Annotated in this window: 22 protein-coding genes, 1 tRNA gene and 2 pseudogenes; 7 read left to right on the plus strand and 18 right to left on the minus strand. The window is 60.9% G+C overall.

Annotated elements, in window-relative coordinates; all coding sequences use genetic code 11:
* Position 1 precedes the first annotated feature (1 nt).
* Positions 2-793, minus strand: coding sequence for a precorrin-4 C(11)-methyltransferase (gene cobM, locus DW645_RS00270; protein ID WP_118225780.1), 792 nt, complete (start codon positions 791-793; stop codon positions 2-4).
* A gap of 511 nt (positions 794-1,304) precedes the next feature.
* Between cobM and DW645_RS00275 the strand changes: the two genes are divergently transcribed.
* The 6 genes and pseudogenes from DW645_RS00275 to DW645_RS10050 form a co-directional block, all read left to right on the plus strand.
* On the plus strand, positions 1,305-2,231 hold the full coding sequence (locus DW645_RS00275; RefSeq protein ID WP_089571781.1) for a sirohydrochlorin cobaltochelatase: 927 nt from the start codon (positions 1,305-1,307) through the stop codon (positions 2,229-2,231).
* Positions 2,232-2,375: 144 nt separating this feature from the next.
* The gene (locus DW645_RS00280) at positions 2,376-2,909 is read left to right on the plus strand and encodes a hypothetical protein (RefSeq protein ID WP_089571779.1); all 534 of its coding nucleotides are present in this window, start codon (positions 2,376-2,378) and stop codon (positions 2,907-2,909) included.
* Between the two features lie 4 nt (positions 2,910-2,913).
* On the plus strand, positions 2,914-4,485 hold the full coding sequence (locus tag DW645_RS00285; protein WP_147356614.1) for an ABC transporter substrate-binding protein: 1,572 nt from the start codon (positions 2,914-2,916) through the stop codon (positions 4,483-4,485).
* Between the two features lie 22 nt (positions 4,486-4,507).
* Complete coding sequence (locus tag DW645_RS00290) at positions 4,508-5,530, plus strand: iron ABC transporter permease (RefSeq protein WP_117637717.1); 1,023 nt, start codon at positions 4,508-4,510, stop codon at positions 5,528-5,530.
* Positions 5,531-6,799, plus strand: a complete 1,269-nt coding sequence (locus DW645_RS00295; protein WP_118225782.1) for an ABC transporter ATP-binding protein — start codon at positions 5,531-5,533, stop codon at positions 6,797-6,799.
* A gap of 77 nt (positions 6,800-6,876) precedes the next feature.
* A pseudogene (locus DW645_RS10050) lies at positions 6,877-7,053 on the plus strand (IS3 family transposase); the annotation flags it as partial.
* A gap of 51 nt (positions 7,054-7,104) precedes the next feature.
* Here the strand turns inward: DW645_RS10050 and DW645_RS00300 are convergent.
* The 9 genes from DW645_RS00300 to DW645_RS00340 form a co-directional block, all read right to left on the minus strand.
* A complete protein-coding gene (locus DW645_RS00300) occupies positions 7,105-7,716 on the minus strand; it encodes a TetR/AcrR family transcriptional regulator (RefSeq protein WP_158565433.1) in 612 nt (203 codons plus the stop codon).
* Between the two features lie 116 nt (positions 7,717-7,832).
* Positions 7,833-9,140: a lysylphosphatidylglycerol synthase transmembrane domain-containing protein gene (locus DW645_RS00305; RefSeq protein ID WP_118225783.1), complete on the minus strand. Its 1,308-nt coding sequence runs from the start codon at positions 9,138-9,140 to the stop codon at positions 7,833-7,835.
* Positions 9,141-9,289: 149 nt separating this feature from the next.
* Positions 9,290-9,366 (minus strand) — tRNA-Glu (locus DW645_RS00310).
* Positions 9,367-9,518: 152 nt separating this feature from the next.
* Complete coding sequence (locus DW645_RS00315; RefSeq protein ID WP_117583463.1) at positions 9,519-10,913, minus strand: CCA tRNA nucleotidyltransferase; 1,395 nt, start codon at positions 10,911-10,913, stop codon at positions 9,519-9,521.
* A 201-nt stretch (positions 10,914-11,114) separates the two neighbouring features.
* Complete coding sequence (locus DW645_RS00320; RefSeq protein ID WP_118225784.1) at positions 11,115-12,047, minus strand: 1-phosphofructokinase family hexose kinase; 933 nt, start codon at positions 12,045-12,047, stop codon at positions 11,115-11,117.
* A gap of 221 nt (positions 12,048-12,268) precedes the next feature.
* Positions 12,269-13,201, minus strand: a complete 933-nt coding sequence (locus tag DW645_RS00325; RefSeq protein WP_118225785.1) for a 1-phosphofructokinase family hexose kinase — start codon at positions 13,199-13,201, stop codon at positions 12,269-12,271.
* A gap of 74 nt (positions 13,202-13,275) precedes the next feature.
* A complete protein-coding gene (ptsP, locus tag DW645_RS00330; RefSeq protein ID WP_118225786.1) occupies positions 13,276-14,979 on the minus strand; it encodes a phosphoenolpyruvate--protein phosphotransferase in 1,704 nt (567 codons plus the stop codon).
* 134 nt (positions 14,980-15,113) lie between these two features.
* Positions 15,114-15,377: an HPr family phosphocarrier protein gene (locus tag DW645_RS00335; RefSeq protein ID WP_022094575.1), complete on the minus strand. Its 264-nt coding sequence runs from the start codon at positions 15,375-15,377 to the stop codon at positions 15,114-15,116.
* A gap of 530 nt (positions 15,378-15,907) precedes the next feature.
* Complete coding sequence (locus DW645_RS00340; RefSeq protein ID WP_118225787.1) at positions 15,908-17,911, minus strand: fructose-specific PTS transporter subunit EIIC; 2,004 nt, start codon at positions 17,909-17,911, stop codon at positions 15,908-15,910.
* Positions 17,912-18,183: 272 nt separating this feature from the next.
* Between DW645_RS00340 and DW645_RS00345 the strand changes: the two genes are divergently transcribed.
* On the plus strand, positions 18,184-19,041 hold the full coding sequence (locus DW645_RS00345; protein ID WP_117806188.1) for a MurR/RpiR family transcriptional regulator: 858 nt from the start codon (positions 18,184-18,186) through the stop codon (positions 19,039-19,041).
* A gap of 221 nt (positions 19,042-19,262) precedes the next feature.
* On the opposite strand, the gene DW645_RS00350 is transcribed toward DW645_RS00345, so the two are convergent.
* The 8 genes and pseudogenes from DW645_RS00350 to DW645_RS00385 form a co-directional block, all read right to left on the minus strand.
* Positions 19,263-20,891: a DNA repair protein RecN gene (locus DW645_RS00350; protein WP_118225836.1), complete on the minus strand. Its 1,629-nt coding sequence runs from the start codon at positions 20,889-20,891 to the stop codon at positions 19,263-19,265.
* Positions 20,881-21,741: an NAD(+)/NADH kinase gene (locus tag DW645_RS00355; protein WP_055250448.1), complete on the minus strand. Its 861-nt coding sequence runs from the start codon at positions 21,739-21,741 to the stop codon at positions 20,881-20,883. Before DW645_RS00355 ends, DW645_RS00350 begins: the two co-directional genes overlap by 11 nt.
* Complete coding sequence (locus DW645_RS00360; RefSeq protein WP_117847823.1) at positions 21,738-22,541, minus strand: TlyA family RNA methyltransferase; 804 nt, start codon at positions 22,539-22,541, stop codon at positions 21,738-21,740. The genes DW645_RS00355 and DW645_RS00360 overlap by 4 nt, the downstream gene beginning before the upstream one ends.
* An 80-nt stretch (positions 22,542-22,621) precedes the next feature.
* Positions 22,622-22,816, minus strand: a pseudogene (locus DW645_RS00365) (exodeoxyribonuclease VII small subunit); the annotation flags it as partial.
* Between the two features lie 2 nt (positions 22,817-22,818).
* Entirely contained in the window at positions 22,819-23,403 is a 585-nt protein-coding gene (gene nusB, locus DW645_RS00370) for a transcription antitermination factor NusB (protein WP_118225789.1), read from the minus strand.
* Between the two features lie 3 nt (positions 23,404-23,406).
* Positions 23,407-23,769, minus strand: a complete 363-nt coding sequence (locus DW645_RS00375; RefSeq protein ID WP_055250450.1) for an Asp23/Gls24 family envelope stress response protein — start codon at positions 23,767-23,769, stop codon at positions 23,407-23,409.
* Positions 23,770-23,793: 24 nt separating this feature from the next.
* Entirely contained in the window at positions 23,794-24,357 is a 564-nt protein-coding gene (gene efp, locus DW645_RS00380; protein WP_055250452.1) for an elongation factor P, read from the minus strand.
* A gap of 160 nt (positions 24,358-24,517) precedes the next feature.
* Entirely contained in the window at positions 24,518-25,648 is a 1,131-nt protein-coding gene (locus DW645_RS00385) for a Xaa-Pro peptidase family protein (RefSeq protein ID WP_118225790.1), read from the minus strand.
* Positions 25,649-25,759: the final 111 nt, after the last annotated feature.

Raw genomic sequence — 25,759 nt, forward strand, 5'->3', positions numbered from 1 at the left:
GCTAGCTGCTCGCCTTCCGATACCCTGTGGCAAACGAAGGGTCGTAAAGCTTGCTGCGCTCGTACGACTCCGCTTGCGCGCCGTTGTGCGCAAGCCCGCCGCGAGCTCCGAGCACGCGGCCCACCACCACGAGCGCCGTGCGGTCGATGCCCTCTCGCGCGCCCGCATCGGCGAGCGTGCCCACTGTGCATCGCACCACGCGCTCCTCAGGCCAGGTCGCCTTGTACACGAGCGCCGCCGGCTCGTCGGAGCTGCGGCCCGCGGCCAAAAGCTCGGCGGAAAGCTCGGCGAGCATACCCGAGCTCAGGAAGATGACCATAGTCGAGCCGCTTTCCGCCATGGTGCGCATGCCCTCGCCCGCGGGCATGGGGGTGCGCCCGGAAAGCCGCGTGATCACGACCGACTGGCTGATTCCCGGCAGCGTGTATTCCTGGCGAAGCGCCGCCGCGGCACCGCAAAAGCTCGACACGCCGGGCACCACCTCGTAGTCCACGCCGCGCGCGTCGAGCGCGTCCATCTGCTCCTGGATGGCGCCGTACAGGCACGGGTCGCCCGTGTGCAGGCGCACCACTTCCTCGCCCCGCGCATCCGCCGCGCACATCACGTCGAGCACTTCCTCCAAGGTCATGTGCGCGCTGTCGTAGACGACGCAGGATTCCTTGCACTCGGCGAGCAGCTCGGGGTTCACAAGGCTCCCCGCCCAAACGACCACGTCGGCCGCGCGCAGAAGACGCGCCCCGCGCAGCGTGATAAGGTCGGCGGCGCCCGAACCTGCGCCAACGATATAAATCATCCGAGCCTTCCCTTCCCGTTTCTCATCGCAACCGTTTACGCCGCCCTTCGCGCAGCAGGCAAGACACGGCGCCCGCAGCGGCAATCGGCGCAAATACGTAGGCAGGAGGCGCAATGCCGCCCGCCCTGGCTTTGACACGCCCACAAACGCCCACTATCATAGTGGTAGTTTCGGCAACGAGCATATGACAATCGAATAAAAGGAAATGACCGGCGCGGCGCCCACACAGCCCGCGCTGGCTTGCGGAGGGAACCAGGTGGGAATCCTGGGCAAGGGACATTACTGTGTAGGACGCGCGGGCGAACCGCCTCGCGCCCCAAGCCAGACTGCTTCGCCTTTTCCTCACGGCATCGCCGTGGCGTTATCTCCTTGTGAACCCCGAGGAGTGCGCTTCCCTTTCGAATGCAAGAAACAGGCGCGCTATCCCTTTGCGGACGAGCGCGCTTTTCTTTCGCTTGTGCCGATAAGCAACTGTCGCCGGGGGACCGGCAAACCGAGGAAAGGGAAAACCATGTCCGACCAGATGTCACGCCGCGGCTTCATGGGCGCCGCAGCAACCGGAGCCGTCGCGCTCGCCGGATTCGCGCTCGCGGGCTGCTCCAGCACCTCCGCGAGTCCCGAGAAATCGAGCGAAAAGGAGAAGGCCGTGAAGCCGGTCATTCTCGTCACGAGCTTCGGCACGAGCTACAACGACTCGCGCCACATCACCATCGGCGCCATCGAAGACGCTATCCGCGAGAAGTACTGGCAGGACTACGACATCCGCCGCGCCTTCACCGCGCAGATCATCATCGACAAACTGAAGAAGCGCGACGGCATCACGATCGACAACATGACCGAGGCGCTCGACCGCTGCGTGGAAGACGGCGTGAAGGAAATCGTCGTGCAGCCGACGCATCTCATGGCTGGCCTGGAATACGCCGACGTGAAAGACGAGCTCGACAAGTACGCCGACAAGTTCGACAAGATCTCGCTCGGCGACCCGCTGCTCACCTCCGACGACGACTACAAGAAGGTGGCCGCAGCCATTAAGGAGAACATGGCGTCCTTCGACGACGGCAAGACGGCGCTGTGCCTCATGGGCCACGGCACCGAAGCCGATTCCAACGCCGACTATGCCAAGATGCAGGAAGTGTTCAAGAACGAGGGCTTGACGCAGTTCTTCGTCGGCACCGTCGAGGCTGAACCGACCTGCGAGGATGTTATCGCCGCTGCGAGCGCCGCAGGGTACAAGAAGGCCGTGCTCGCGCCGTTCATGGTGGTCGCGGGCGACCACGCGAACAACGACATGGCAGACGAGACCGACCCCGACAGCTGGGCTGCGAAGTTCGTGGCCGCCGGCTTCGAAGTGACGTGCCTGCTCCAGGGTCTGGGACAGAACGCCGCGGTCGACGACATCTACGTCTCGCACGTGGACGACGCCATCGCCAAGCTGTAAACTCGCCGCGCACGGGGGCGCCGGTCGCGTCCCCGTGCAACGGGCATGCGCCTTCCCCGACCGACGGCGCATGCCCGTTGCATTCGCATCCCGCCCGCCCACCGCACGGCGCGGGCGGTCGAAGCGATTGAAAGGAACCCCTCCATGTTGAAGAAAACCCTCGTCTTCGCCCTGTCGGCGGCGCTTCTCGCGTTCTCGCTCGCCGGCTGCGCCGGAAATTCAAGCGACAGCGCAAAGGCAAGCAATACCGATTCCCAGGAAAAGACCGAGCAGGCGGCCGATGCGACCGAGGGCGCAAGCGCTGCCCCCATCACCGCCGACAAGGTGGCCGACGGCACCTATCCGATCACCGTAGATTCCAGCTCGAACATGTTCAGGATTGTGGACGCCCAGCTCATCGTGGAAAACGGCTCCATGCACTGCGTGATGACGCTTTCCGGCACGGGCTACGGCAAGCTCTTCATGGGCACGGGCGACGAGGCTGCCGCCGCGAGCGAGGCCGACTTCATCCCCTATGTGGAAAACGCGGAAGGCAAGTACACCTACGACGTGCCCGTTGATGCGCTCGACGAGGACACCGCCTGTGCCGCGTGGAGTATTAGAAAAGAGCAGTGGTACGACCGCACGCTTGTGTTCGAATCCGCCGGCGTCGATCTGCGCGCCGACGCACTGAAGTAACGCCATGCGGTTGATTCTCCCCAAGGGGGAAAACAGGAAGCGCCACAGCATCGCGGCGCGCGCGATCACCTGCGTTCTCGTCGCCCTGCTCGCGCTTCCCTTCGCGGGGTGCAGTGCGAGCCCGAACGCGACCGGTGGCACGGCGGGCTCTCAGGAATACACTGTGAATGTCTCGCTTTCCGGCGGGTCAGGGCGCGCAAGCATCGCCTCACCCACCACAATTGTGAAGGATGGCGACACCTACACCGCGACCATCACCTGGTCGAGTTCGAACTACGACAAGATGACCGTCGACGGCGTGGACTACGCACCCGTAAACGACGGCGGCAACTCCACGTTCGAGATACCCGTCACGCTCGACGAGGACATCGCCGTGTCGGCCGAGACCGTCGCCATGTCGACGCCGCACACCATCGACTACACGATCCACTTCGACTCATCCACCATGAAGGAGAAATCGGGCGAAGAAGCAAGCGGCGGCTCCCCTGCGGGAACGGCTTCAAGCGCCGCGGCCGACTTCCACAACGCCGATTTGGGCTGTGGCTGGGAGCCGACGGGGGCGCTTCAGCTTGAATACGCCGAGCACTTCACTGTCGACGAGTTCGAAGGCGGTCTGCGGCTTATCTGCGTTTCGAATGGAGAACGTTTCCTCGTGGTGCCGCAAGATGCGAAGGTACCTGATGGGTTGAGCTCCGACATCGCGGTCATAAGGCGCCCCGCCAACAAGGTGTACCTCGTGTCGTCGGCGACGATGTGCCTAGTCGACGCGCTCGATGCGAACGACAATATCATCATGTCGGGCACGAAGGCCGACGACTGCTCGGTCGTGGGCTTCAAAAGCGCACTCGAAAGTGGGGCGATCGCCTACGGCGGCAAGTACAGCGCGCCCGACTACGAGCGAATATCGGCCTCGGGCTGTACGCTCGCCATCGAGAACACCATGATCAACCACACGCCCGATGTGAAGGAAAAGCTGCAGAAGCTCGGGCTCGTCGTGCTCACCGAACAGTCGTCGAGCGAGCCCGAAGCACTCGGGCGCGTTGAGTGGATTAAGCTTTTCGGCGTCCTGTTCGACAAGGAAGACGAGGCCGCGCACCTGTTCAACGAGCAGAAGGCCCGCGTCGAGCAAACATTGGGGCTCGCGTCGTCAGGTAAAACCGTGGCGTATTTCTACATTAACTCGAACGGGGCCGCCGTCACGCGGCGGGCGGGCGACTACGTGGCGCAGATGATCGAGCTTGCAGGCGGCAGCTATGCGCTCGATGACGCGCAGACGGCGTCGACGTCAGGTTCGTCAGTAACGCTCGAAATGGAGCGCTTCTACGCGACGGCGAAGGATGCCGACATCATCGTCTACAACGGCACCATCGACGAATCGGTTGCCACCTTGAACGACTTCGTAGGCAAAAACGCGCTATTGTCGCAGTTCAAAGCCGTGAAGAACGGCAACGTCTGGGTCACAAGCGCCGACATGTACCAGCAGATGACTTCTACCGCCGACATTATCGACGAGCTGCACGGGGCGTTCACCGGCGATGACGCGAGCGACTTCCATTATCTGAGGAAGCTCGGTTAGCGCCATGAGAAGCCGGCTTTCCATGGCATACGACGAATCGGGGCGCGCCGCGCGGTGTCGCGTCGTGACGGCGCTGCTCGCTGTTGCCCTCATCGTGCTCGTCGGGGCCAACCTGTGCATCGGGAGCGTGCTCGTGCCCGCAGACCACATCCCCGGCATCCTTTCAGGCGGCGCGGCCAATTCCATGGAAAGCCAGGTCATCTGGGAGATTCGCCTGCCGCGCGTGCTTTCAGCCGTGCTTCTCGGCGGGGCACTTTCGCTTTCCGGGTTCCTGCTGCAGACGTTTTTCAACAACCCCATCGCCGACCCGTTCATCTTGGGCGTCTCCTCGGGCGCAAAGTTCGTCGTCGCGCTTACGATGATCGTACTTCTAGGCGCGAACCAGGCCATGTCCTCGCCGGCCATGGTGGCCGCAGCGTTTCTGGGCTCGCTTATCACCATCGGCTTCGTGCTCCTCATCGCACGGCGCATAAGTTCCATGGCCATGCTCATCGTGGCGGGCGTCATGGTGGGATACATCTGCTCGGCGGCGACGAACTTCCTCATCGCCTTCGCCGACGACCAGTCCATCGTGAACCTGCACAACTGGTCTTTGGGTAGCTTCTCGGGTTCGAGCTGGGACGACATCGCGGTCATCGCGGTCGTGGTGATCACCGTGAGCGCATGCGTATTCGCGATATCGAAGCCCCTTTCCGCCTTCCAGCTGGGAGAAGCCTACGCGAAAAGCGTCGGCGTGAACGTCGAACGCTTCCGCGTGGTGCTCGTCCTTCTAGCGAGCATGCTCTCCGCCTGCGTGACCGCGTTCGCTGGTCCGGTGTCGTTCGTAGGCATCGCGGTTCCGCATCTCGTGAAGTCGGCGCTAAAGTCGTCGAAGCCCATCCGCGTGATTCCTGCGTGCTTCTTGGGAGGCGCCATCTTCTGCGCGGGCTGCGATTTGATCGCGCGCACGCTGTTCTCTCCCGTCGAGCTTTCCATCAGCGCCGTCACCGCCATCTTCGGCGCTCCGGTGGTTATCGCGCTCATGTTGAAGAAGCGGGTGAGGTAGATGGGGGAATTCGTGCCGCGGCCCAAAACGCTCGGAGGGGACATTCCATGCTTAGACAGTCCTGAGCTCGCACGAAAGCGCCAGAAGGCACTTTCGGCTCGTGCGGAACTGCGCGCGGAACGCCTCCTCCGAGCGGAGCCGAACCTCGAAACTACGGTCGAAACGCAGGCTGACGGAGCGCCGCTTTTCCACATAAGCGACCTGTCGGCGGGCTACGACAAGAAGGTCGTAGTCGAAGGCGTCGATCTGGAGGTTCGCGCGGGCGACGTCGTGGCGCTCATCGGGCCGAACGGCTCGGGCAAGTCGACCATCTTGAAAACCATCACACGCCATCTGGCACCGCTTGCCGGCGCGGTCGAGCTCGACGGGCGGGAGATTTCCCGATGGAAGACGGCGGAGTTCGCAAGGAACCTTGCCGTTATGCTGACAGATCGCCCCCGGACCGAGCTCCTCACCTGCCGCGATATCGTAGAGGCGGGAAGGCATCCCTACACCGGGCGAATGGGCACACTCTCGCCCGACGACAATAGTCGGGTCGACGAGGCCATGAAAACCGCACATGTGGAAGAGCTCGCCGAGCGCGACTTCATGCAGATAAGCGACGGGCAACGCCAGCGCGTCATGCTCGCACGCGCCATCGCGCAGGATCCGCGTGTGCTCGTGCTCGACGAGCCCACGTCGTATCTCGATATCCGCTACCAGATCGACCTGCTGCGAATACTTCGCCACCTTGCGAAATCGCGGAATGTGGCTGTCATCATGTCCATCCACGAACTCGAGCTCGCGCAGAAAAGCGCCGACAAGGTGATTTGCGTGAAGGACGGCCGGGTCTTCCGCGCCGGCACACCCGAGGACATATTCACGCGCGAGACGATTGGCGAGCTCTACGGCCTTCAGCATGGCACCTTCAACGAGCGCTTCGGCAGCGTGGAAATTGGGCGCCCGCACGGCGATGCGCACACGTTCGTCATCGCCGGCGCAGGTACGGGGTCGGCTGTGTTTCGCCAGCTCGTCCGGCAGGGCAAGGCGTTCTACGCGGGCGTTCTGCACGAAGGGGACATCGACTGCGAGCTCGCGCGCGACCTGGCAGCGGAATGCGTGGCCGAGCGCGCCTTCGAGCCGATCGGGGATAAAACCATAGCCCGCGCCAAAGAGCTCCTCGTCCACTGCGCGCGCCTTATTGTGTGCCCCGCCGCCTTCGGCACCATAAACGCCCGCAACGCAGAGCTCGTCGAGTTCGCACGCTCGCATGGTATCGAGGTCATGTGAGCGTGCGAAGGCGCATCGGAGGATTCCCAATTGGAGTGGGAAGGATAAACTGGACTTTCTTTTAATGATCCTCAGGCTACAGCTCCTACGCCGGCGAGGTCTACAAGGCGCCGGAGAACCTCGTAAACAGGAATTTCCACGCCGACGAGCCCAACCTGCTGTGGCTCACCGACATCACCGAGTTCAGGCTCCCGGGCGGCGAGAAGGTCTACCTGAGCCCGGTCGTCGACTGCTTCGGCGGGATGCTCGTCGCCTGATCGATCGGGCTGCACCCCGACAAGCGCCTCGCGAACTCGAGCCTGCGCCTAATCCAAGCGAGATTCCAGACTCGACAGGCCATTGAGAGTCAGGTCGTTGGCGACCTCCGAGACGCGCTCGATAGGAACCGAGTCGTCAGACAGCGCCCATGTGCGATAGATTCCGATAATACCCGACAGCAAAAACGCCAGATAGTAGTCGAACATCTCGTCCTTGAGACCGTGGGGCAGCAGATCGCGCTCGGCAATCTCGTGCTCGAGCGGCGCACGAAGACGAGCCATAAAATCATCGAGCGGAATGTTCTCGATCAGCTGACGATTGAGCACCAGGTTGTTGCACAGCGCCTCGTTAACGGTTTTAAAGAAGGTCGCCGCCGCGCCCAGGGCGCGCTCGTTGGTGTCACCGTCCATGGAAGCAAGCGTTTTCTCGACCGAGTCGACAATCATCTCCACCACATCGACGGCAATGGCATCGAGCAAGCCATCAACCGTACCAAAGTGCACGTAGAAGGTTTTACGGTCGACATTGGCCTCGCGCGCGATGGCACTCACCGTAATGTCTGCCAGCGGCTTTTCCATGAGCAAGCGCTCAAAAGCGGAAAGGATGGCATTGCGGCTGCGAACGATACGGCGATCAATACGCGGTTTACTGGTGGCCATGGGTGTGTCCCTTCGATATGCGAGCATTCATCAACAGATGAGAGATAATCTACGTAAGAGGATTATCCCCCATACAGCTCAAATATGCCCCGCATCATGAAGAACGCACGACTGCCCTACCGCGACTTAGGGTGCTTCTTCTTATTGAGCGCCGACGGAGATACGCGGATACCGTCGCCCGTCTGGCGCACATAGGCTTTATGAGCCGGCTTAGCGGTCCCAGAAGCCTTCTGAGCGTGCTTCCTGGGATCAACGGTAACAGCATTCGTGGGGTGCGGCTTAGTGGGCGCAGAGGGCGTCTGAGGCTCGCGGCCGAGCTTGCGCATCACGCGATCCCAGCGCGCATGGATGCTCTCGTTGTGGGCGCTCTTAAGGCCCAGCAGGGGCGCAGCCAAAATGGTCGGCGCAATAAATGTAATGAGGCGCCACAGCAGATAGCCGGCGGTCGAAGCCGACCCAAAGAAATGACCCAAGAACAATGCAAAGCCGCCCTCAGCGCCACCAGTTCCACCGGGCAAGGGAACCGCAGAGCTCAGCAGCTGGACAAAGGCGCTCGCGGCCATGACCGAAAAAAAGTCGACCTCGTGGTGGCCAAAAGCAAGCATCAGGAAATATGGAACCAGATAGAAAAACGCGAGCTGCAGCATGGTGATAAACACGGTGAGCAGCATGGAAGAAAAATGTCCGGCCGAAAGCTTGAACTTCTCGGAGAAGGAGTAGATCTCGCCGTCGACAAACGTGCGCCATCCCTCGATCTTAGTGGCCGAGACACCTATGCGCTCGAGCCAATTGATGATGCAATGGGCGACGCGCGTGACGGTCTTAGGCATGAGCGCGACGGCGAAGATACCAAGCAAGATGCAGCAGTGGCCGCCAAAACTAAAGACGCACAGCAGCGTCATGTCGCCATAGCGCTCGGCAAAAAACGGCATGCGAGCAAGCAATAGGATAGCGCCCCAGGCAACAAGGCCAAACTGATACACGATAAAACGCGTGAACTGCGTGGCGCCGGCCTCGCCGACATTTTGGCCCGCTTTGGTCAGGCGGTAGATCTGGGCAGGCGTAGAGCCCATCATCATGGGTGTCAGATTACCAAAGAAGATGCCACTCGCCTCGACCGAAATGAGGTCGCGGATACCGACGGGCGAATTGGGGTCGAGCCAAACGGCAATCGCGTACGCCACGATACCAAAAAAGAGGTATAGAAACATGCAGAAGCATGCAGCGAGGAGCCAGGGCGCCTGGACGCTCGACATAGCAGCCCAGAACTGCCCCATCTGCCCGGTTACCACCAGATAGACGATATAACCCACCAGCGCAACGCCGATAAAGATTGCGCCGCGGCGTGCGCTCTTATTGTCATCGCCGCCCGAGGCCTCAACCTCGACCTGGGGCTTAGACGTATGCTGAGAGGACTCCGTCATGAGACTCCTTCTAACAGTCAAAATATCTTGGATATTGTACCCGTAAGGGCCATAGGCAGAACGCAAAGCTCTGGTTCAAACGGGAATTGCAGACGGTTGTTTGAAAATAAAAACCCGGGCTTCCATAGGAAGTCCGGGTATCAGATGCGTGGTAGCCCGTACCAGATTCGAACTGGTGATCTCCGCCTTGAGAGGGCGGCGTCCTAAACCGCTAGACGAACGGGCCACATGACATCTGCACTGCCGTGCTGCGAGGAAATATATTACGGGACAAAAAACGCAAGCGCAAGAAGAAATTCCAAATTGCCGAAATTTTGTCGCGAGGTTATGGAACGCGCAGGTCAACAAGGTAGCTAATTTGGGACGGGGCTATTTTAGCTACCCTAGGTGGAGATGAGTCAGGAGGGCTTCGCGGTTGTTGGGGATGTTGTCCTCGATCACGGCGTCGAGGGCGGCGTTGAGAAGCTGTCCCAGCTCCGGCCCCGGCTTGACGCCGGCGCGGATCAGGTCGCCACCATTGATGGCAAGCATCTTGAGTGTATAGGGCTCCCCCGCCTGCAGCAGATCGTGGGCGAGCGTACGCATCTCCTCGATCGTCTCGACGTAATAGAAGCACGAGGGCGCCTTGCCGAGCGTGTCGGCACGCTTAAGGTCCATGAGCTCGTCCATCAGACGCGGCGTATCGACACCCTCGCCCGAAAGCGCGCGCATCATATTGAGCAGGCAGGAGCGCTCGGGGCGCAGCGGCTTGTCATGGTATTTGATCAGCAAGCACACATCGCGCACCAAATCGTGCGAGAGCGCCAGGCGATCCATGATGACACGCGCCTTCTTGACGCCGAGCTCGGGATGACCGTAGAAGTGGCCGCTGCCGTCGTGATCGACCGTAAAGCACTCGGGTTTGGAAACGTCGTGCAAAAACGCCGCCCACATAAGGCTCGACGAGGGCGCGACGCCGTCGCACAGCGCCAGCTCCCCTGCCACCGTCAGCACGCGGGCGATATGCTCGTAGACGTTAAACGCATGATAGACGCTGCGTTGATCAAACCCGCGAGCGGACGCGAGCTCGGGCACGGCGGCGCAAACAAGCTCGGGGTAGCGCAGCATCGCGTCTCCCCCATGGCCGGTCGAAAGGATACCCTCGAGCTCAATGCCCACGCGCTCGCGCGCCACGGCATCGAGCAGCGGCGCGCACTCGGCAAGGGCACACTTGGTCTCGGGCTCAATCACAAAGTCTAGGCGGCAGGCAAAGCGCACCGCGCGCAACATGCGCAGGGCATCCTCGTTAAAGCGGCGCTTAGGATCACCGACGGCGCGAATCAGCTTGCGGTCTAGGTCGCCCTGGCCATCGTAGCGGTCGACAAGGCCGCGCTCGGGATGCCACGCCATGGCATTGACGGTAAAGTCGCGGCGCGCCAGATCGTCCTCAAGCGAAGCGGCGCGCTCCACACTCTGAGGATGACGACCGTCGGTATAGAAGCCGTCCAGGCGATAGGTGGTGACCTCAATGCGCTCGCCATCGCAAATAGCCGTAATGCCGCCAAATTTAATGCCCGACTCAACTACGGCAATACCGGCGGCCTCGAGTGCCGCCTTGGACTCCTGCCACAGGCCGCTACAGCACATGTCGACATCGTGGCTGGGACGTCCCATCAGGGCGTCACGTACCCAACCGCCCACGTACCAGGCCTCAAGACCGGCATCCTCGAGGGCTCGCAACACGCACAGAGAGGCGGCTGACGGCTGCGTAGCGTTGAGCGAAACATTGCACATTCCTGTGGCCTCCTGCAATTGCGGGCATATCGATTGATGGTTTCCATGAAGTCTAGCAAGAAATGAGAGCGGGCGCACACGCGAACGCGCTTCAAGCACGATTGGATCCCAAGGCATCGACTACAAACATGAAAAAGCACCCGCCTCGGCAATCCGAGACGGGTGCTCTACAAAGCAAAGATGCAAGGTCCGTGCGCTGCGTTAGCAGACCTGACGGATGGCGATGCCCTTCTGATACTCATCGACCTTAGCAAAATCGCCCAGACCCGGGCACTCGACCACGTTGGCGCCGGTGGCCATCGAGAGGCGCAGGGCGTCCTCGACGCGCTCGGGGGCGTCGTGCCACACGGACAGGAAGGCGGCCAGCGAGGAATCGCCCGCGCACACCGTCGACAGCAGCTTGACGTCAAAGGTGCGTTTGGCAAACCAGATGTGCTCGCCATTGGAGAAGTACGCACCGGCACCGCCGAGGGTCAGCAGCACGTTCTTGGCGCCCTTGGCGTGCAGCTCGGCCATGGCGCCCTTAACGGACTCATCATCGCCGCCGCTCACCTTAATGCCAAAGATGTCGAGCAGCTCGTCGTCGTTGGGCTTGATGAGCAACGGCTCCATGGCAATGAGGTCGGCCAGCTGATGGCTCGAGATGTCGAGCACGAACTCGGCGCCCTTGGCCTTAACACGGCGTAGAACCTCGGCCAGGAAACCCTCGGAAGTGTTGGGAGGCAGCGAGCCGCTAATGACCAGGCAGGTCATATCGTCGAGCGAATCGATGAGATCAAACATCTCCTGCTCGTTGGCCGCATTGATGGCGGCACCTGCGTTGACCATGTTGTACTCGGTATCGGGACCAGCGTTGAGGAAGACGTTGACGCGCGTGATGCCGTCGGTCCAAACGGGCTTGACAGGCACGCCCAGGGCCTCGGCGCCCTTGACGATAAATTCGCCCGAGAAGCCGGCGAAAAAGCCCAAGATCGTCGTGTCGACACCGTAGTGATTGAGCGTGAACGAGACGTTGAGGCCCTTGCCGTTGGGCGTATAGACCGCGTCGCGCGTGCGGGTGACGGTGTTGGCGGAAAGACCGTCGCAGGCGATGTTGTAGTCAATAGCGGGATTTGCAGTGAGCGTGTAAATCATGAATGTTCCTTTCACAAGGTAACGTGTTGATGAAAGTATATTCCACGCCTAAGGAAAAGACCATAGCAACTCGGCGAACGGTGTAGAACGCGTGCAGGGCGACAGAAAGGCGGGAGAATCGCCGCTGATATGTTCGCCCCGCCACCCACTCGCATAGTACAAAAAATGGCGCCCCGGCAAAAACCAGGACGCCATATACACACGAATGTGTCGCGTTTCGCTTACTCGCGATCGAGTTTGCGGACAGCAACGCGCTTGCTGTACTCATCGACATGACCGAAGTCACCGATGCCGACGGACTCGGCAACGTTGGCGCCGGTGGCCATAGCGAGCTTCATGGCCTCCTCGACGTTGTCGCGATCCCTGTACCACTTGTGCAGGAACGCAGCGAGGGTGCAGTCGCCGGCGCAAACGGAAGAGACCAGCTTGATGTTGAACTCACGCTTGGCATACCAGATGTCCTCGCCGTTGGAGAAGTAGGCATCGCCGCGGCTACCACGGGTGAGCAGCACGTTCTGGACGCCAGCCTCGTGGGCGAGCTTCATGGCAACGCGGACCTCGTCGTCGGTGTCGACCGGCACGCCGAAGATGGCCTGCATCTCGTGATGGTTCGGCTTGATAAGCAGCGGTTTCTTGTGAGCGAGCTCCTTGAGCTTGTCGGAAGACAGGTCCAGGACGACGTCGGCGCCACGGGCCTGAGCGTGCTCCATGACCTGAGCCAGGAAGTCGGGCGTAGCTTTGGGAGGCACGGAGCCGGAGACGATCAGGCACTCAAGATCACCAGCGGTGTCCAGGATGTTGTAGAGCTCCTCCTGGTGCTGCGGCGTAATCGGAGCGCCGGGGTTCAGGATGCCGTACTCGTGCTGGCCATCGTTGACGTAGGTGTTGATGCGCGTGATACCGTCGGTCCAGACCGGGCGGCACAGGCAACCCAGGTTCATGACCTCCTCGACGATAAACTTGCCGGTGAAGCCAGCGAAGAAACCGAGCGCGACGGTGTCGACGCCCATCTTCTTAAAGGCGAAGGACACGTCGAGGCCCTTGCCGTTGGCCGTGTAGCTGGCCGAGCCGGTGCGGACGTTCTCGTCGGGCTCGAGCGGAGAGCTCGAAACCGTCATGTCGACAGCCGGGTTAGCGGTTAGCGTATAGAACATTTACAGTACCCCCTGTATATGTGAGGGCCGCGTGGTCGGCCCATTCCAACCACGCGGTGACCTCTGATACCAAATTAGCGAGCGGCAGCCTCAAGCAGCGCCTTGACCTCTTCGGCAGTGTTGCAGGCGAGTGCCTTCTCGGCAAGCTCGTCGCACTCGGCCTTGGTCCACTGGCTGATGGTCTTGCGGGCGCGCAGGATCGACGGAGCGCTCATCGAGAACTCCTCCAGGCCCCAGCTGATCAGCAGCGGCTCGAGCAGCGGATCGGCAGCGGCCTCGCCGCACATACCGACCATGATGCCGGCCTTCACGCCGCTCTCGATGATGTTCTTGAGCGAGCGAAGCACGGCGGGATAGTACACCTGGTACAGGTTGGAGATGGTGTCGTTGCCACGGTCGGCGCACATGGTGTAGCCGATCAGGTCGTTGGTGCCGATCGAGAAGAAGTCGGCGACCTCGGCCAGGCGGTCAGCGAGCAGCGAGGCGGCAGGCGTCTCGACCATGATGCCGACCTCGATGTTCTCGTTAAACTTGCGGCCCTCATTGGTCAGCTCGGTCTTGCACTCCTCGACGAGCTCCTTGACGGCCACGACCTCCTCGACGCACGTGACGAGCGGAATCATGATCTTGACGTCACCAAAGGCGCTGGCGCGCAGCAGGGCGCGGAGCTGGACCTTGTACTGATCGGGGTTGGCCAGGCAGTAGCGCACGGCACGGAAGCCCATGAAGGGGTTCTCTTCCTTGACCATGTGCAGGTACGGGATCTCCTTGTCGCCACCCACGTCGAGAGTACGGATGATGACCGGAGCGCCCTTGAGCGCGCTGGCGACCTTGCGGTAGGCGTTGAACTGCTCCTCCTCGGAAGGAAGCTCGGCAGAGTCCATGAACAGGAACTCGGAGCGGAACAGGCCGATGGCCTCGGCATCGTGATCGAGCGCGTTGGGCACATCGTCGGGATTGCCGATGTTGCAGGCGATGATCTTCTTGATGCCGTCGGCAGTCACGGACGGCTTGCCGCGGAAGGCCTCGAGGGCCGCCTTCTCGGCAGCGAAGGCCTCGGCCTTAGCGGTGTAGGCGGCGAGCGTCTCCGCATCGGGATCGGCCTCGACGATGCCCTTGCCACCATCGACGACGACGGTCATGCCGTTACGCAGCGCGGTGCAGCTGTTGGCAACCGAAAGAACAGCCGGGATCTCGAGGGCGCGGGCGATGATCGCGGAGTGCGACGTACGGCCACCGGTCTCGGTAACGATACCGGCAACGTGAGCCTTATCGATCGTAGCGGTCATGGACGGCGTGAGGTCGTGCACGACAACGACGGTGTTCTCGGGCAGGACGGAGAGGTCCACGACCTCCACGCCCAGCAGCTCGGCCAGAATGCCGGTGCGGATGTCGGCGATATCGGCCGCGCGCAGGCGGAACATCTCGTCATCCATGGACAGGAACATGTTCTCGAACATGGTCGAGGTGTCCATGAGCGCCTGCTCGGCACAGGTGCCGGCATCAATGGCGGCGTTGATGGCGTCGGTCATGCCCGGATCCTGAGCCAGGACGATATGTCCGCTCATGATCTCGGCCTCGGCCTCACCCACCGTCTCCTTCATGTGGTCGGCCTGAGCCTGAGTCTTCTCGCAGAACACCGAAAGAGCGTTCTGGTAGCGCTCCTTCTCGGCTGCCGAATCGGCAACCTCGTGCGGCTCAAACGTCAAGTCAGGATCGGTGGCGACCATGACGGTGCCGATTCCGATGCCCTCGGAAGCGTTGACTCCCTGATACATTTCCCATTCCTCTCTCCGTGTCATGTGATAAAGCGTTTTGCCATATCCATGACAAAAGAGCGCAGCTACCTTGCAACAGGTCACTGCGCCCCCAAATATGAACTTAGTTGTTCAACATGCGACCCGTTTGAGTTCTACTCGCCAAGACCGCTCTTGATGAGCTCGATGGCAGCAGCCAGAGCCTCGGCCTCGTCAGCGCCGTCGCACTTAACCTCGACCTCGGTACCGCAGGGGATACCAGCAGCCATGAGGGCCATCGGGGACTTACCGTTGACCTCCTTCTCAGGGGTGACGACCGTCACGTCGCAGGCGTACTTGCCCATGGTGGAGGCGAAGAGGCCAGCCGGACGCATGTGCAGACCCTGAGGATTAACGAGGGTAGCCTTCTCAGAAACCATAATTGACTCCTTTTTTGTGTTTAACCCCTGTCATGCATGTGGCAGGAGTCAGATTCACGACGTTGTTTATATTAACTCACATCAAACGGTTTTTCATTGTGTTTCGCACGAATTGTTGGACAGATGTCGTTCGCTGTCCGCTCGCCTGCCGGGCGGGGCGGTTAAGTTTGCTGCTCTACAGTCCTGCGCAAGACGGAAAGCACATTAAGTGCTTTCCTTTGCGTACGGAACTCACGACAAACTTAACCGCCCCGCCCGGCAGGCGAGTTGCGGAAACTCGGATGGTCCAGAGCAATATCGTGCGAAAGGAATTTTGGCTGAATTTTTGTCCGCACGGACGATCTAATAGACAAGCCGCGCTATCCCCTTCTTCTAACTTGCGGTGAAATATGGACTGATTTTGTGGTTGAAACGTTTAAACAGCCCTTATTTCACCGCAAGTTAGAAGAAGGGGGATGAAAAAGGCGGAGGCCCTGGGGAGGGACTCCGCCTTATATAAAGGGGGGCGATGTTATTCGCGTACTGTGGGATTAGACCAGGCGGGCGTTGATCGTCTTGGCGATCTCGGCGGCGTCGGTGGAACCCTTGACGGTGCCTCGGAAGTCCTCGTCCATGAGCGCCTCGGCAACCTTGGACAGGATCTTGAGGTGCGTGGTGCCAGCCTGTGCACCAGGGATGAGCAGAGCGATGGCCACGTTGACAGGAGCGCCGTCCATGGTGTCCCAACCGGTCACGCCGGACTCGTCCTTGACGACGATGACGGCGGCCTCGGTAATGGCATCGGACTTGGCATGCGGAATGGCGAAGCCTTCCATCATGCCCGTGGTGCCCTCGGCCTCGCGGGCCAGGAAGGCGTTCATCACGGCGTCGGCGTCGCTCGCAAAACCGGCCTTAACGGCCTGGTTGGAGACGAAGCTCAGGACCTCGTCACGAGAAGCGAAGTCCTCGGCGACAAAGACGTTCTCGACCTTCACGAAGTCGGCAGCCTCGGCCTTGGGAGCCTCGACGGCAGCGGCCTTGGAAGCCTCAACCGGCTTGGCTACAGGAGCGGCCTTCTGATTCTTCTCGAAGTCGTACTTCTTGAAGGCCACGAACAGGATGCCACCGACAACAGCACCGATGAGGATCGCGAGGACCCAAAGCGGACCGTTCTCGACAACGGGCAGGACCAGGAAGCCACCGTGAGGCGCCGGATCGTGAACGTTGAACATAATGGTCAGGATCGAAGCGATAGAGGAACCGAGCATCATGATGGGCATGACCGGCCAGATGTTCTTGGTCATGAACGGAATGGCGCCCTCGGTGATGTGGGTGCAACCAAGAATGAGGTTGACGATACCGGCGTCGTGATCCTCCTGGCTGAAGTACTTCTTGCCGACAACGACGGCGAAGGTGGTGATCAGCGGTGGAACGATGCAAGCTGCGGAGACGGCAGCCATGAAGTTGGTGCCGAAATTGTAGGTATCGGTGCCAACGCCGGCAGCCAGTGCCTCGGTGAGCATGGCGGTACCGGTAACGTAAGCAGCCTTGTTGACCGGGCCACCCATGTCAAAGGCGCACATGCAGCCGATGGCAAGACCCAGGACAACGGCGCCAGAGGCGGACAGGCCCTTGAGGAAGTCCATCATGGCGGTGTTGATGGCAGCCATGGGGCCGGAGATGCCGAGCATGACCAGACCGACGATGGCGGTCGAGAACAGCGGGTACAGGAAGATAGCCTTGAGGCCGTCCAGGTTCTTGGGCAGACCGGCAAAGACCTTCTCGAGCAGCAGGATGACATAGCCAGCGAGGAAGCCGCCGACGATGCCGCCCAGGAAGCCGAAGCCCACGCCGGCGCCACCGGCGTCGATCATGCCGGTCTCGGCGTTAACAGGCAGGCCCTGAATGGCGATCATACCGGCAACAAAACCAGGGACGAGCGCCGGGCGCTTACCGATGGACTCGGCGATGTAGGCGGAAAGCACCGGAACCATGAGGTTCATGGCGATGCCGCCGATGATCTTGAGCATGGCGGCGAAGCTGTTGTAGTCAGCAGCCGTCGAATCGAAGGATGTGATGCCCCACAGGAACGAGACGGCGGTCAGAACACCACCGGCGACGACGAAGACCAGCATGTGGCTGACGCCGTTCATGAGGTGCTTGTAGATGACGTGACCGATGGACTCCTTCTCCTCGACCTCGTCCTCGACATCGGCAGCGGCTGCAACCGTGTTGTCGCCCTTGGCGGCGAGCGCGCGGTCAATCAGCTTACCGGCGGCCTCAACGGACAGGGCCTTGGAAACACCAACGGAAACCATGGGCTTACCGGCGAAACGCTCAGCCTGGACATCCTTGTCGGCTGCGACGACGACGGCCTTGGCACCAGCGATCTCACTCTTGGTGAGCTCGTTCTCGACACCGACCTGGCCATGAGTCTCGACCTTAATGGTCAGACCGCGCTCGGCAGCTGCCTTCTCCAGCGCCTCCTTAGCCATGAAGGTGTGCGCAATGCCGGTCGGGCAACCGGTGGCGGCTATGATGTCAAACTTAGCCATGTGTCCCTCCTTTTAAAGTTTTGCGCCCGCAGGCGCTCCCCTACACGCGCGTCCTTGCGCGCTTTTCCACAACTGAAAGATACCAACCTACCGTCCGCGTGAGAAGAGACAAGGTGCAATTCTCCGGTGAAAGGTTCTTTCATAACCGTAAACGGTAGGTGAAAGTTTACCATCAACACTTGAAACGGCAAGGTGTATCTTGTTATTGAAAATCCCCCTATACTATGACATTACAAAACGATTCCGATTTTCATGCCAACCAGGAGCCATCCATGACCGATAGTAGCAAGAGCGCACTTTCCCTCATTAGTACCCATCAGGGATACAGCGAGTCCGAGCAGCGCATTGTCGACTATATATTGGAGCACCAGTCCGAGGCGCCACGCCTCACGGCGGCTCAGCTCTCACGCGCCGCCGCCACGTCCGAGGCGACCGTTTCGCGCTTCTGCCGCAAACTTGGCTTTGGTAGCTTCCGCAGCTTTCAGTTTTCGTTGGCGAGGGATTTGGAAAGCCAGCGCAACGAGGGCCTGACTGACGAAGTCTCGCTCGACAATATGGAGCAGAGCCTTAAGAACATCCTGGCTGCCAAGGTGAGCGAGCTTAATGCGACCATCGACGGGATCGACCACGATACGTTGGCGGCTGTTGTGCATGCCCTTAAGCATGCAGGGGTTATTGAGTTTGCGGCTGTGGGCAATACGAACGCGGTCGCGCTCGATGCGACGTTTAAGTTTTCGCAGCTGGGCCTGCGCTGCATGGCGAGCACCATTAGCGAGACATCAATCGGCTTTGCGCTCACGTTGCGCCCGGGTGACGTCATCGTGCTCATCTCAAACTCCGGCAAGTCGCGCCGACTGAATCGCATGGCAAAAGCGGCTCGCGACTGCGGTGCCACCGTAGTCGTCATCAGCAGCGACAGCAAGTCTCCACTCGCGCGCCTGGCAGACTACACTTTTAATACCGTCAACCACGAGGCGCTGCTGACGACGGGTGACTTTGCGTTCTCCAAGATCAGCGCCACGATGATCATCGAAGTTATCTACAACTTCCTGCTGCCCGAGATTGAAGACGCTCGCGAACATATCAGCTACTACGAGGAGCTCATCCAGCCGGATAAGGTCGTTGAGTAGGTAAATTGGGGAGCCGATAGACGCCTCTCGTCACGAAACACGCCCATCTACTACGTTTTAACCGCAGGCGCCAACCATACACCCAAAATCGAGAAAACCGCAGGCGTTCTACCTGCGGTTTTCTTTTTTCAATTCTTGATATGGTCGCCGATGCCCTACCAAACGTAGTAGATGGACCCGTTTCGTGGCGGCCGGGTTGGACATGCATGTGGCGGCTCGGCCTAGGCACGCGCCTCCGCAAGCATCTGCCTGGCGTGCGCCAGGCTTGCCTCGGACTGATCGCCGCTGAGCATGCGGGCGATCTCGGCGGTACGCGCTTCGCCAGTTACCTCGTCCAAATGCGTCTGGGGAACATCGCCCGGTTCCTTGCTGACGACATAATGCTTGTCAGCCATGACGGCGACTTGCGCCAAGTGGGTTACGACAATCACCTGATGCGTAGCGGCGAGATCTGCCAGCACGCCCGCGAGTGCACGCGCCGTGGAGCCACCGACACCAGCATCGACCTCGTCAAACACCAGTGTATCAACACCGTCCGCGTTACCGAGGACAACCTTGCTTGCCAGCATGACGCGGCTGAGCTCGCCGCCCGACGCAATTCGACGCAGGGGACGCGGCGTCAAGCCGGCACCGCTGCGATACAAAAGCTCATAGCTCGAAGGACCCGCCGGCGTCCACTCGGCGCGCGGAAGATCACGCGACTCCCAAACGAGCTCGGCGCCGCCCATCTCCAAGCGTGCCATCTGACGACCAACCTCGTGGCAGAAGCGCGGGGCCGCCGTATTGCGTGCGCGCTTAAGCGCCTTGGCAGCAGCGAACAGTTCGCGCTCCGCCGCGCCAAGTGCCTCGCGTGCCTTCCTAATCTGCTCGTCACCATCGTCCACCAGCGATAACAACTCCCGCGAGCGATCGCGCATGGCAAAAACATCGTCCATCGTGGGACCCCACTGACGCAACAGGCCCTTGAGGTCGGAATACCGCTCACGCATGCGAGCGAGCTCGCGCGGGTTGAAGGCGACGCCATCGCGATAGGCACGAAGCTCGTTCGCGCTATCCTCAAGGGAGATGCAGGCATCCGAAAGCGCATCGGCAATGTCGCCCAGTTTGCGATCGACGGTAGCCATACGGGAAAGCTCTGCCACGGCGCTGTTCACGGCATCGAGCGCTCCACCTTCGGCGGCAAGCGATGCATGGGCATCGTTAGCTGTGGCAACCAGTACCTCGGCATGTTCGGAGCGCGGCAGCAGTTCCTCGAGTTCCTCATACTCGCCCGGCTTGGGGTCGACCTCGCCGATGCGCTCGAGGGCAAAGCGAGCCTCCTCGACACGGCTCCCCTGCGCGCGTGAGGCTTCCTCCACGCGACGGACCTCCTTGGCAGCCGCACGCGACGCCTTGAAGCAGGCACGGTAACGGTCGAGCGCCTCGAGCGCAGAGCGACCAGCCCAGGCATCAACCATGGCAACATGATGCGCCGGATCGAGCAGACGCTGGTGTTCATGCTGGCCGCACAGATCCATCATCACGCCGACGCGCTCGGAAAGCTCGCGCACGCTAGCGATGCGGCCGTCAATCTTCACGCGGCTGCGGCCCTCGGCAGAAAGGCTACGCTGTACGGTGAACCCCTCCGTGTCGTGCGGACCGTCGAACAGGCGCGCCTCGACGCTCGCCAGCGCCTCGCCCTCGCGCACCGTCGACGAATCCGCGCGCTCGCCCAAAATAAGCTTGAGGGCCGAGAGCAGCGCGGTCTTGCCGGCGCCGGTCTCGCCGGTCAAAACCGTTAGGCCCGCACTCGGAACCAACGTCGCCTCGCGAATGAGCGCGATGTTGGAAACCTGCAGCTCATCGATCATGGCGCACTCCATAGAACACGCGGCTCACCGAGTTATAGAAGCTCTCGGGACCGTAATCGAGCAGCAGCACGTCGCCGGGACCACGGCGCACGGCCACGCTCTCGACCGTGCCATCGCAGGTAATAAACTGTCCGTCGATGGCAATGGCCGGCACACTCGGGCGATCATCGGACATAAAGATCTCGACTACATCACTCGGCGAGGTCAAAAAAGCGCGAGCCTGAATGGTATGCGGGGCGATGGGCACACAGACCATACCCGTGTAATCGGGGCTGACAATGGGACCGCCGGCGGAAAGCGCGTAGCCGGTGGAGCCGGTCGCCGTCGATACGACCACACCATCGCCGCGCAGGCGGTCAATATGATGGCCGGACACCGTGATGTCAAACTCAACCATATCGGACAGGGGGCCGCGCGTAAGTGCCATATCGTTGAGGGCAAACGTGCGCACGACATCCTTCGTGCCGTCTTCGCGCACGGACACGATATCCGCGGCGATGGTGGCGCGGCGGCTCACGTGGAGCTCGCCGGACAGAGCATCGCTCACGACCTGCAGAATGTCGCGCTCCTCGGGGCTCGCAGCAGTTAAAAAGCCCAGGTGACCATAGGAAAGACCAAGGATAGGAATCTCGCGATGGTTGAGGATGCGGGCAGCGCGCAGCAACGTACCGTCGCCGCCGAGTGTAATGACCAGATCTGAGCCGTCAATATCAGGCGTGCTTTGAATCTTCGATCGCTGATCGGCCGCCCATGCGACCTCGTAGCCTTGGCGCGAAAGCCAAAGCTCGAGCATCAGGCCGCTCTCGACCGCCTCTTGCTTGTAGTAATTGGGAACCAGAAAGACCTTCATAGCGTTGCAGCTTTCTCGCTCAAAGCCGATACCTGGGATTGCAGCTCATCGTCGGCGCGCTCCCCGGGGACAAACCTTGTGCCGTACAAGAAAAACTCAACGTTGCCCTTAGCGCCATGGATGGGCGACACGCACACGTCAAGCGGGAACAAGCCCTTGGCGGCAAAAAGCTCAATCGCCGCCACGAGCGTATCGCGGCGGACGGCGGGGTCGGTCACGATACCGCCCTCGCCCACCAGCGCAGCCGGCGCCTCAAACTGGGGCTTTACGAGCGTGCAGAACGAACCCGAAGGCTTCAGGCACGCCAGCACGGCGTCGATGATATTCGCGATGCTGGTAAACGAGACATCACACACAGTCAGGTCGATGGCGCCGGCATAGCCAAGCTCAGGCAGCTGCGTCACGTTTGTGCGCTCATGCAGCGTCACGCGATCGTCCTGACGCAGCGACCAATCAAACTGGGCACGGCCCACGTCCACCGAGACAACGGTCGCAGCTCCGCGCTTGAGCAGGCAATCGGTAAAGCCGCCGGTAGAGCAGCCCACATCCAGACAGGCAAGGCCCGTCGGATTGATGCCAAATGCATCGAGCGCGCCTTCGAGCTTAAGCCCGCCGCGGCCAACATAGGGAATGCGCCCCTTCACGTGCAGCGGCAGGCCCGGGGTCACCTTAAGGCCCGGCGAAGTCAAGCGCTCGCCGCCACTCGAGACCAAGCCGGCCATAAGAGTGCGAAGGGCATCCGCGCGATCGGCGCAGATGCCCTGTGAAATCAGTTCGTCATCGAGACGCACGCGTTTCATGAATGCCATCAACCATTCGTATCCGGAGATGCGGCCTAGCTATCCTGGGATTCGTTTGCCGCATCCTCATCGTATTCCTACTCGAGCTTATCGGCCTCACGAGGCGTCAGCTCAAACTTGTCGACCATATCGACCGCGCGGGAGCCCAGCTCAATCGCCTCGTCAAACAGATCGAGTGAACGCTCCAAGGACGTATCCTTGGAGCGAACGGTAGCGATGATCTGGTCCAGACGGTCCGAAATCTCATCAAAGTTGCGGACGAAACCCTCTGGCATGGCTACTCCTCGACGGAGTCGACATCAGTCTCGGCGGCATCCGCGCCCTCGGCCAGCACACCAGCCTCAGCCTGGGCAACCGCAACTTTAGCGGTAGCCTCGGCAGTCTGGGCCTCCTCGCGAGCGCGATCCTCGGCGAGCAGCTCTTGGTACAAGTCCTCGCCCGGCAGCTCCTCGCTGCGAGCGATCTTGCCCAGCACGCCGTTGACGAACGACGCAGACTGGTCAGTGCCATAGGCCTTGGCGAGCTCGACGGCCTCGTTGATCACGATGGCGTCCGAGACCTCCTCGTCGGTGAGGAAACGCATCTCATAGACGGCGATACGCAGCAGATTGCGGTCGGCGCCGGGCATGCGCATAAGATCCCAGTTCTTGGCGACGGCGCGCAGAGCGCAGTCGATGCGGTCGATATGCTCGTAAGCACCGCGGCACAGCTCCAGCGCATAGGGGTCGAGGGGACCCTTCGAGATCAGGAAATCGCCCTCGAGGACGCGCTCGAGCGGGCTGTCCGTGGCCTCGGCCTGGAACAGCAGCTGCAACGCCTGACTGCGGGCAAGCGTACGCCCGCGATAAACCTTAAGGCTCAAAGGTTACTCCTTGGGGAAAACGAGGCCGTCGATGCAAACGTCAACGCGCTCGACCTCGACGCCCACCTGAGCATCGATGGCAGCGACCACGGCGGCGCGAACGGCCTCGGCGAGTTTCTTGAACGGATAGCCAAAGAACACCACGACGCGCACGGTGAGCGCGAGCTTGTCACCGACAACCTCGGCCTCGACCGCCGGCTCGGAAGCCGGGGCCTTGGACGAGAGCATCATGGAGACAAGGTTGGTGGCAAGGTCCTTGACGCCCACGGAGGCGATGCCCTCGACATCCGTGACGGCGCGCGAGACGATGGCGGTCAGAACATCGGGCGAAATGCCGATGCCGTCAATCTTGATTTCCTGGGGCATGAGTCCTCCTAGAAGAGTTGGTTGCTAGACGCGGGAGACGAACTTGCCGTCGCGGGTGTCAACCTTGATGACCTCGCCCTCGTTGAGGTACATGGGGACCTGGATGACAGCGCCGGTGTCGATCGTGGCCGGCTTGGTGGAACCCTGGACGGTGTCGCCCTTAAAGCCCGGGTCGGTCTGGACGATGGCGGTCTCGATGAACATCGGCGGAGTCACGCCCATGAGCTCATCGTCGGCGAAGAGCAGCTGGCAGATGTCGTTCTCGCGCAGCCACTTGGAGTTCTCGCCCACCATGTCCTCGGGAACGGGAACCTGCTCATAGGATTCGTTGTCCATGAAGATGTAGTCGGTGCCATCGTTGTAGAGGTACTGGAACTCACGGGTGGTGAGCATGACGCTCTCGAACTTGGTGCCGGCGTTGCAGGTGTTCTCGACGACGCGGCCGCTCTTGATGTCGCGGGTCTTGTAGCGCACAAACGCGCCGCCCTTGCCCGGCTTGACATGCTGGAACTCGACGATGGTGTAGACCTTGTCCTTAATGCGGAGACCGAGGCCGTTCTTGAAGTCGGCGGTAGAAATGGTAGGCATAGCGACCTTTCTTGTTATGGGCAGAACGCACAAGCGTCCAAATTACATACGAGCGAAATTATACACTTGCAGACGGCGCCTGCAGCGAGCGCATAAAAAGAGAACGCGGGGCGTCCGAATTGCTCCGGAGGCCCCGCCCCAAACTATCTACCGAAGTAGACTAGCAATCGATGACGTGAAGGTCATGCGGCGTCTTGGTGAAGGGCTCGTAGCCGTTCTCGGTGACCACGCCGTAGTCCTCCAGGCGCACACCGCCCACGCCGGGCAGGTAGACGCCGGGCTCCATGGTGATAACCGAGCCGACCTCGATGATGTTCTTGCTGCGGTTGAAGTTAGGCAGCTCGTGGATGTCAATGCCCACGCCATGGCCCAGACCATGGTTGTAGTAATCGCCATAGCCGGCATCGCCAATGATCTTCTTGGAAAGCTTGAAAATGTCGTTGCCCTCGACGCCCGGATGAATGGCGGCAACGCACTCCTCGTGCGTACGGCGCACGAGCGCGTACAGGTCGAGCTGCTCCTGGGTAGGCTCGCCCATCACGACGGTGCGCGTCATGTCAGAACGATAATCGCAGTAGCCCGCGCCGTAATCCATGAGGACGAAGTCGCCCTTCTCGATCACGCGGTCGCTCGGAACGGCATGCGGGTTGGCGGTATTGGGGCCGCTCGCCACGATGGAGCCAAAGGCCAGGCTGTCGGCACCGTTGGCGAACATAAAGTTCTCGAGCTCGTTGCGAACCTGCTTCTCGGTCATACCGGGCTTAATATAGCCGAGCATGTGCTGGAAGGCGGCGTCGGTGATCGACTGCGCGTGGCGCATGAGCTCGATCTCCTCGGCGTCCTTGATGGCGCGCATCTTACGGATGTCGTCATGCATCAGCGGCAGCATGCAGGCAACGGAGCGGTCCTCCAGGCCACGCTGAATACCCTGGTAGAAATTGATCTGCATGTCGTCCTCGACAGCGCAGACGCGGCACTTGTTGGCCGCGATCTTGCCGGCGACCCAACCGGGGATGGTGCCCTCGTCCATGTCGTAGACCCAGGGGCTGCCGGCGGGCGTGTTCTCCTCAAAGCTGTTGAGATAGCGCGAGTCGGTATGGAACAGGCACTGGTCGGCCGTAATAAACGCAGCATGCGGGAACTCGAAGGTGCAATCGAAGACGCCCTTGACGCCCGTAAGCCAACGAAGGTTGGCCTCGTCGCGCACCACGATAGCGTCGTAGCCACGCTCAACCATCAGGGCACGGACACGCTCGATACGACCGGCAGGACCGGCAGCAAACTCTGACATGCAGATTCCTTTCTTGTTGTCTCTATAAAGACGGAACGGGTCTCAACCGAACGACGGAATCGCGCGCGATTCGCAACCGATTGGAAACCCGCCCCTCAACATGATACGAAA

This window comes from Collinsella sp. AM23-17 (assembly GCF_003470945.1).
Classification (GTDB): domain Bacteria; phylum Actinomycetota; class Coriobacteriia; order Coriobacteriales; family Coriobacteriaceae; genus Collinsella; species Collinsella aerofaciens_O.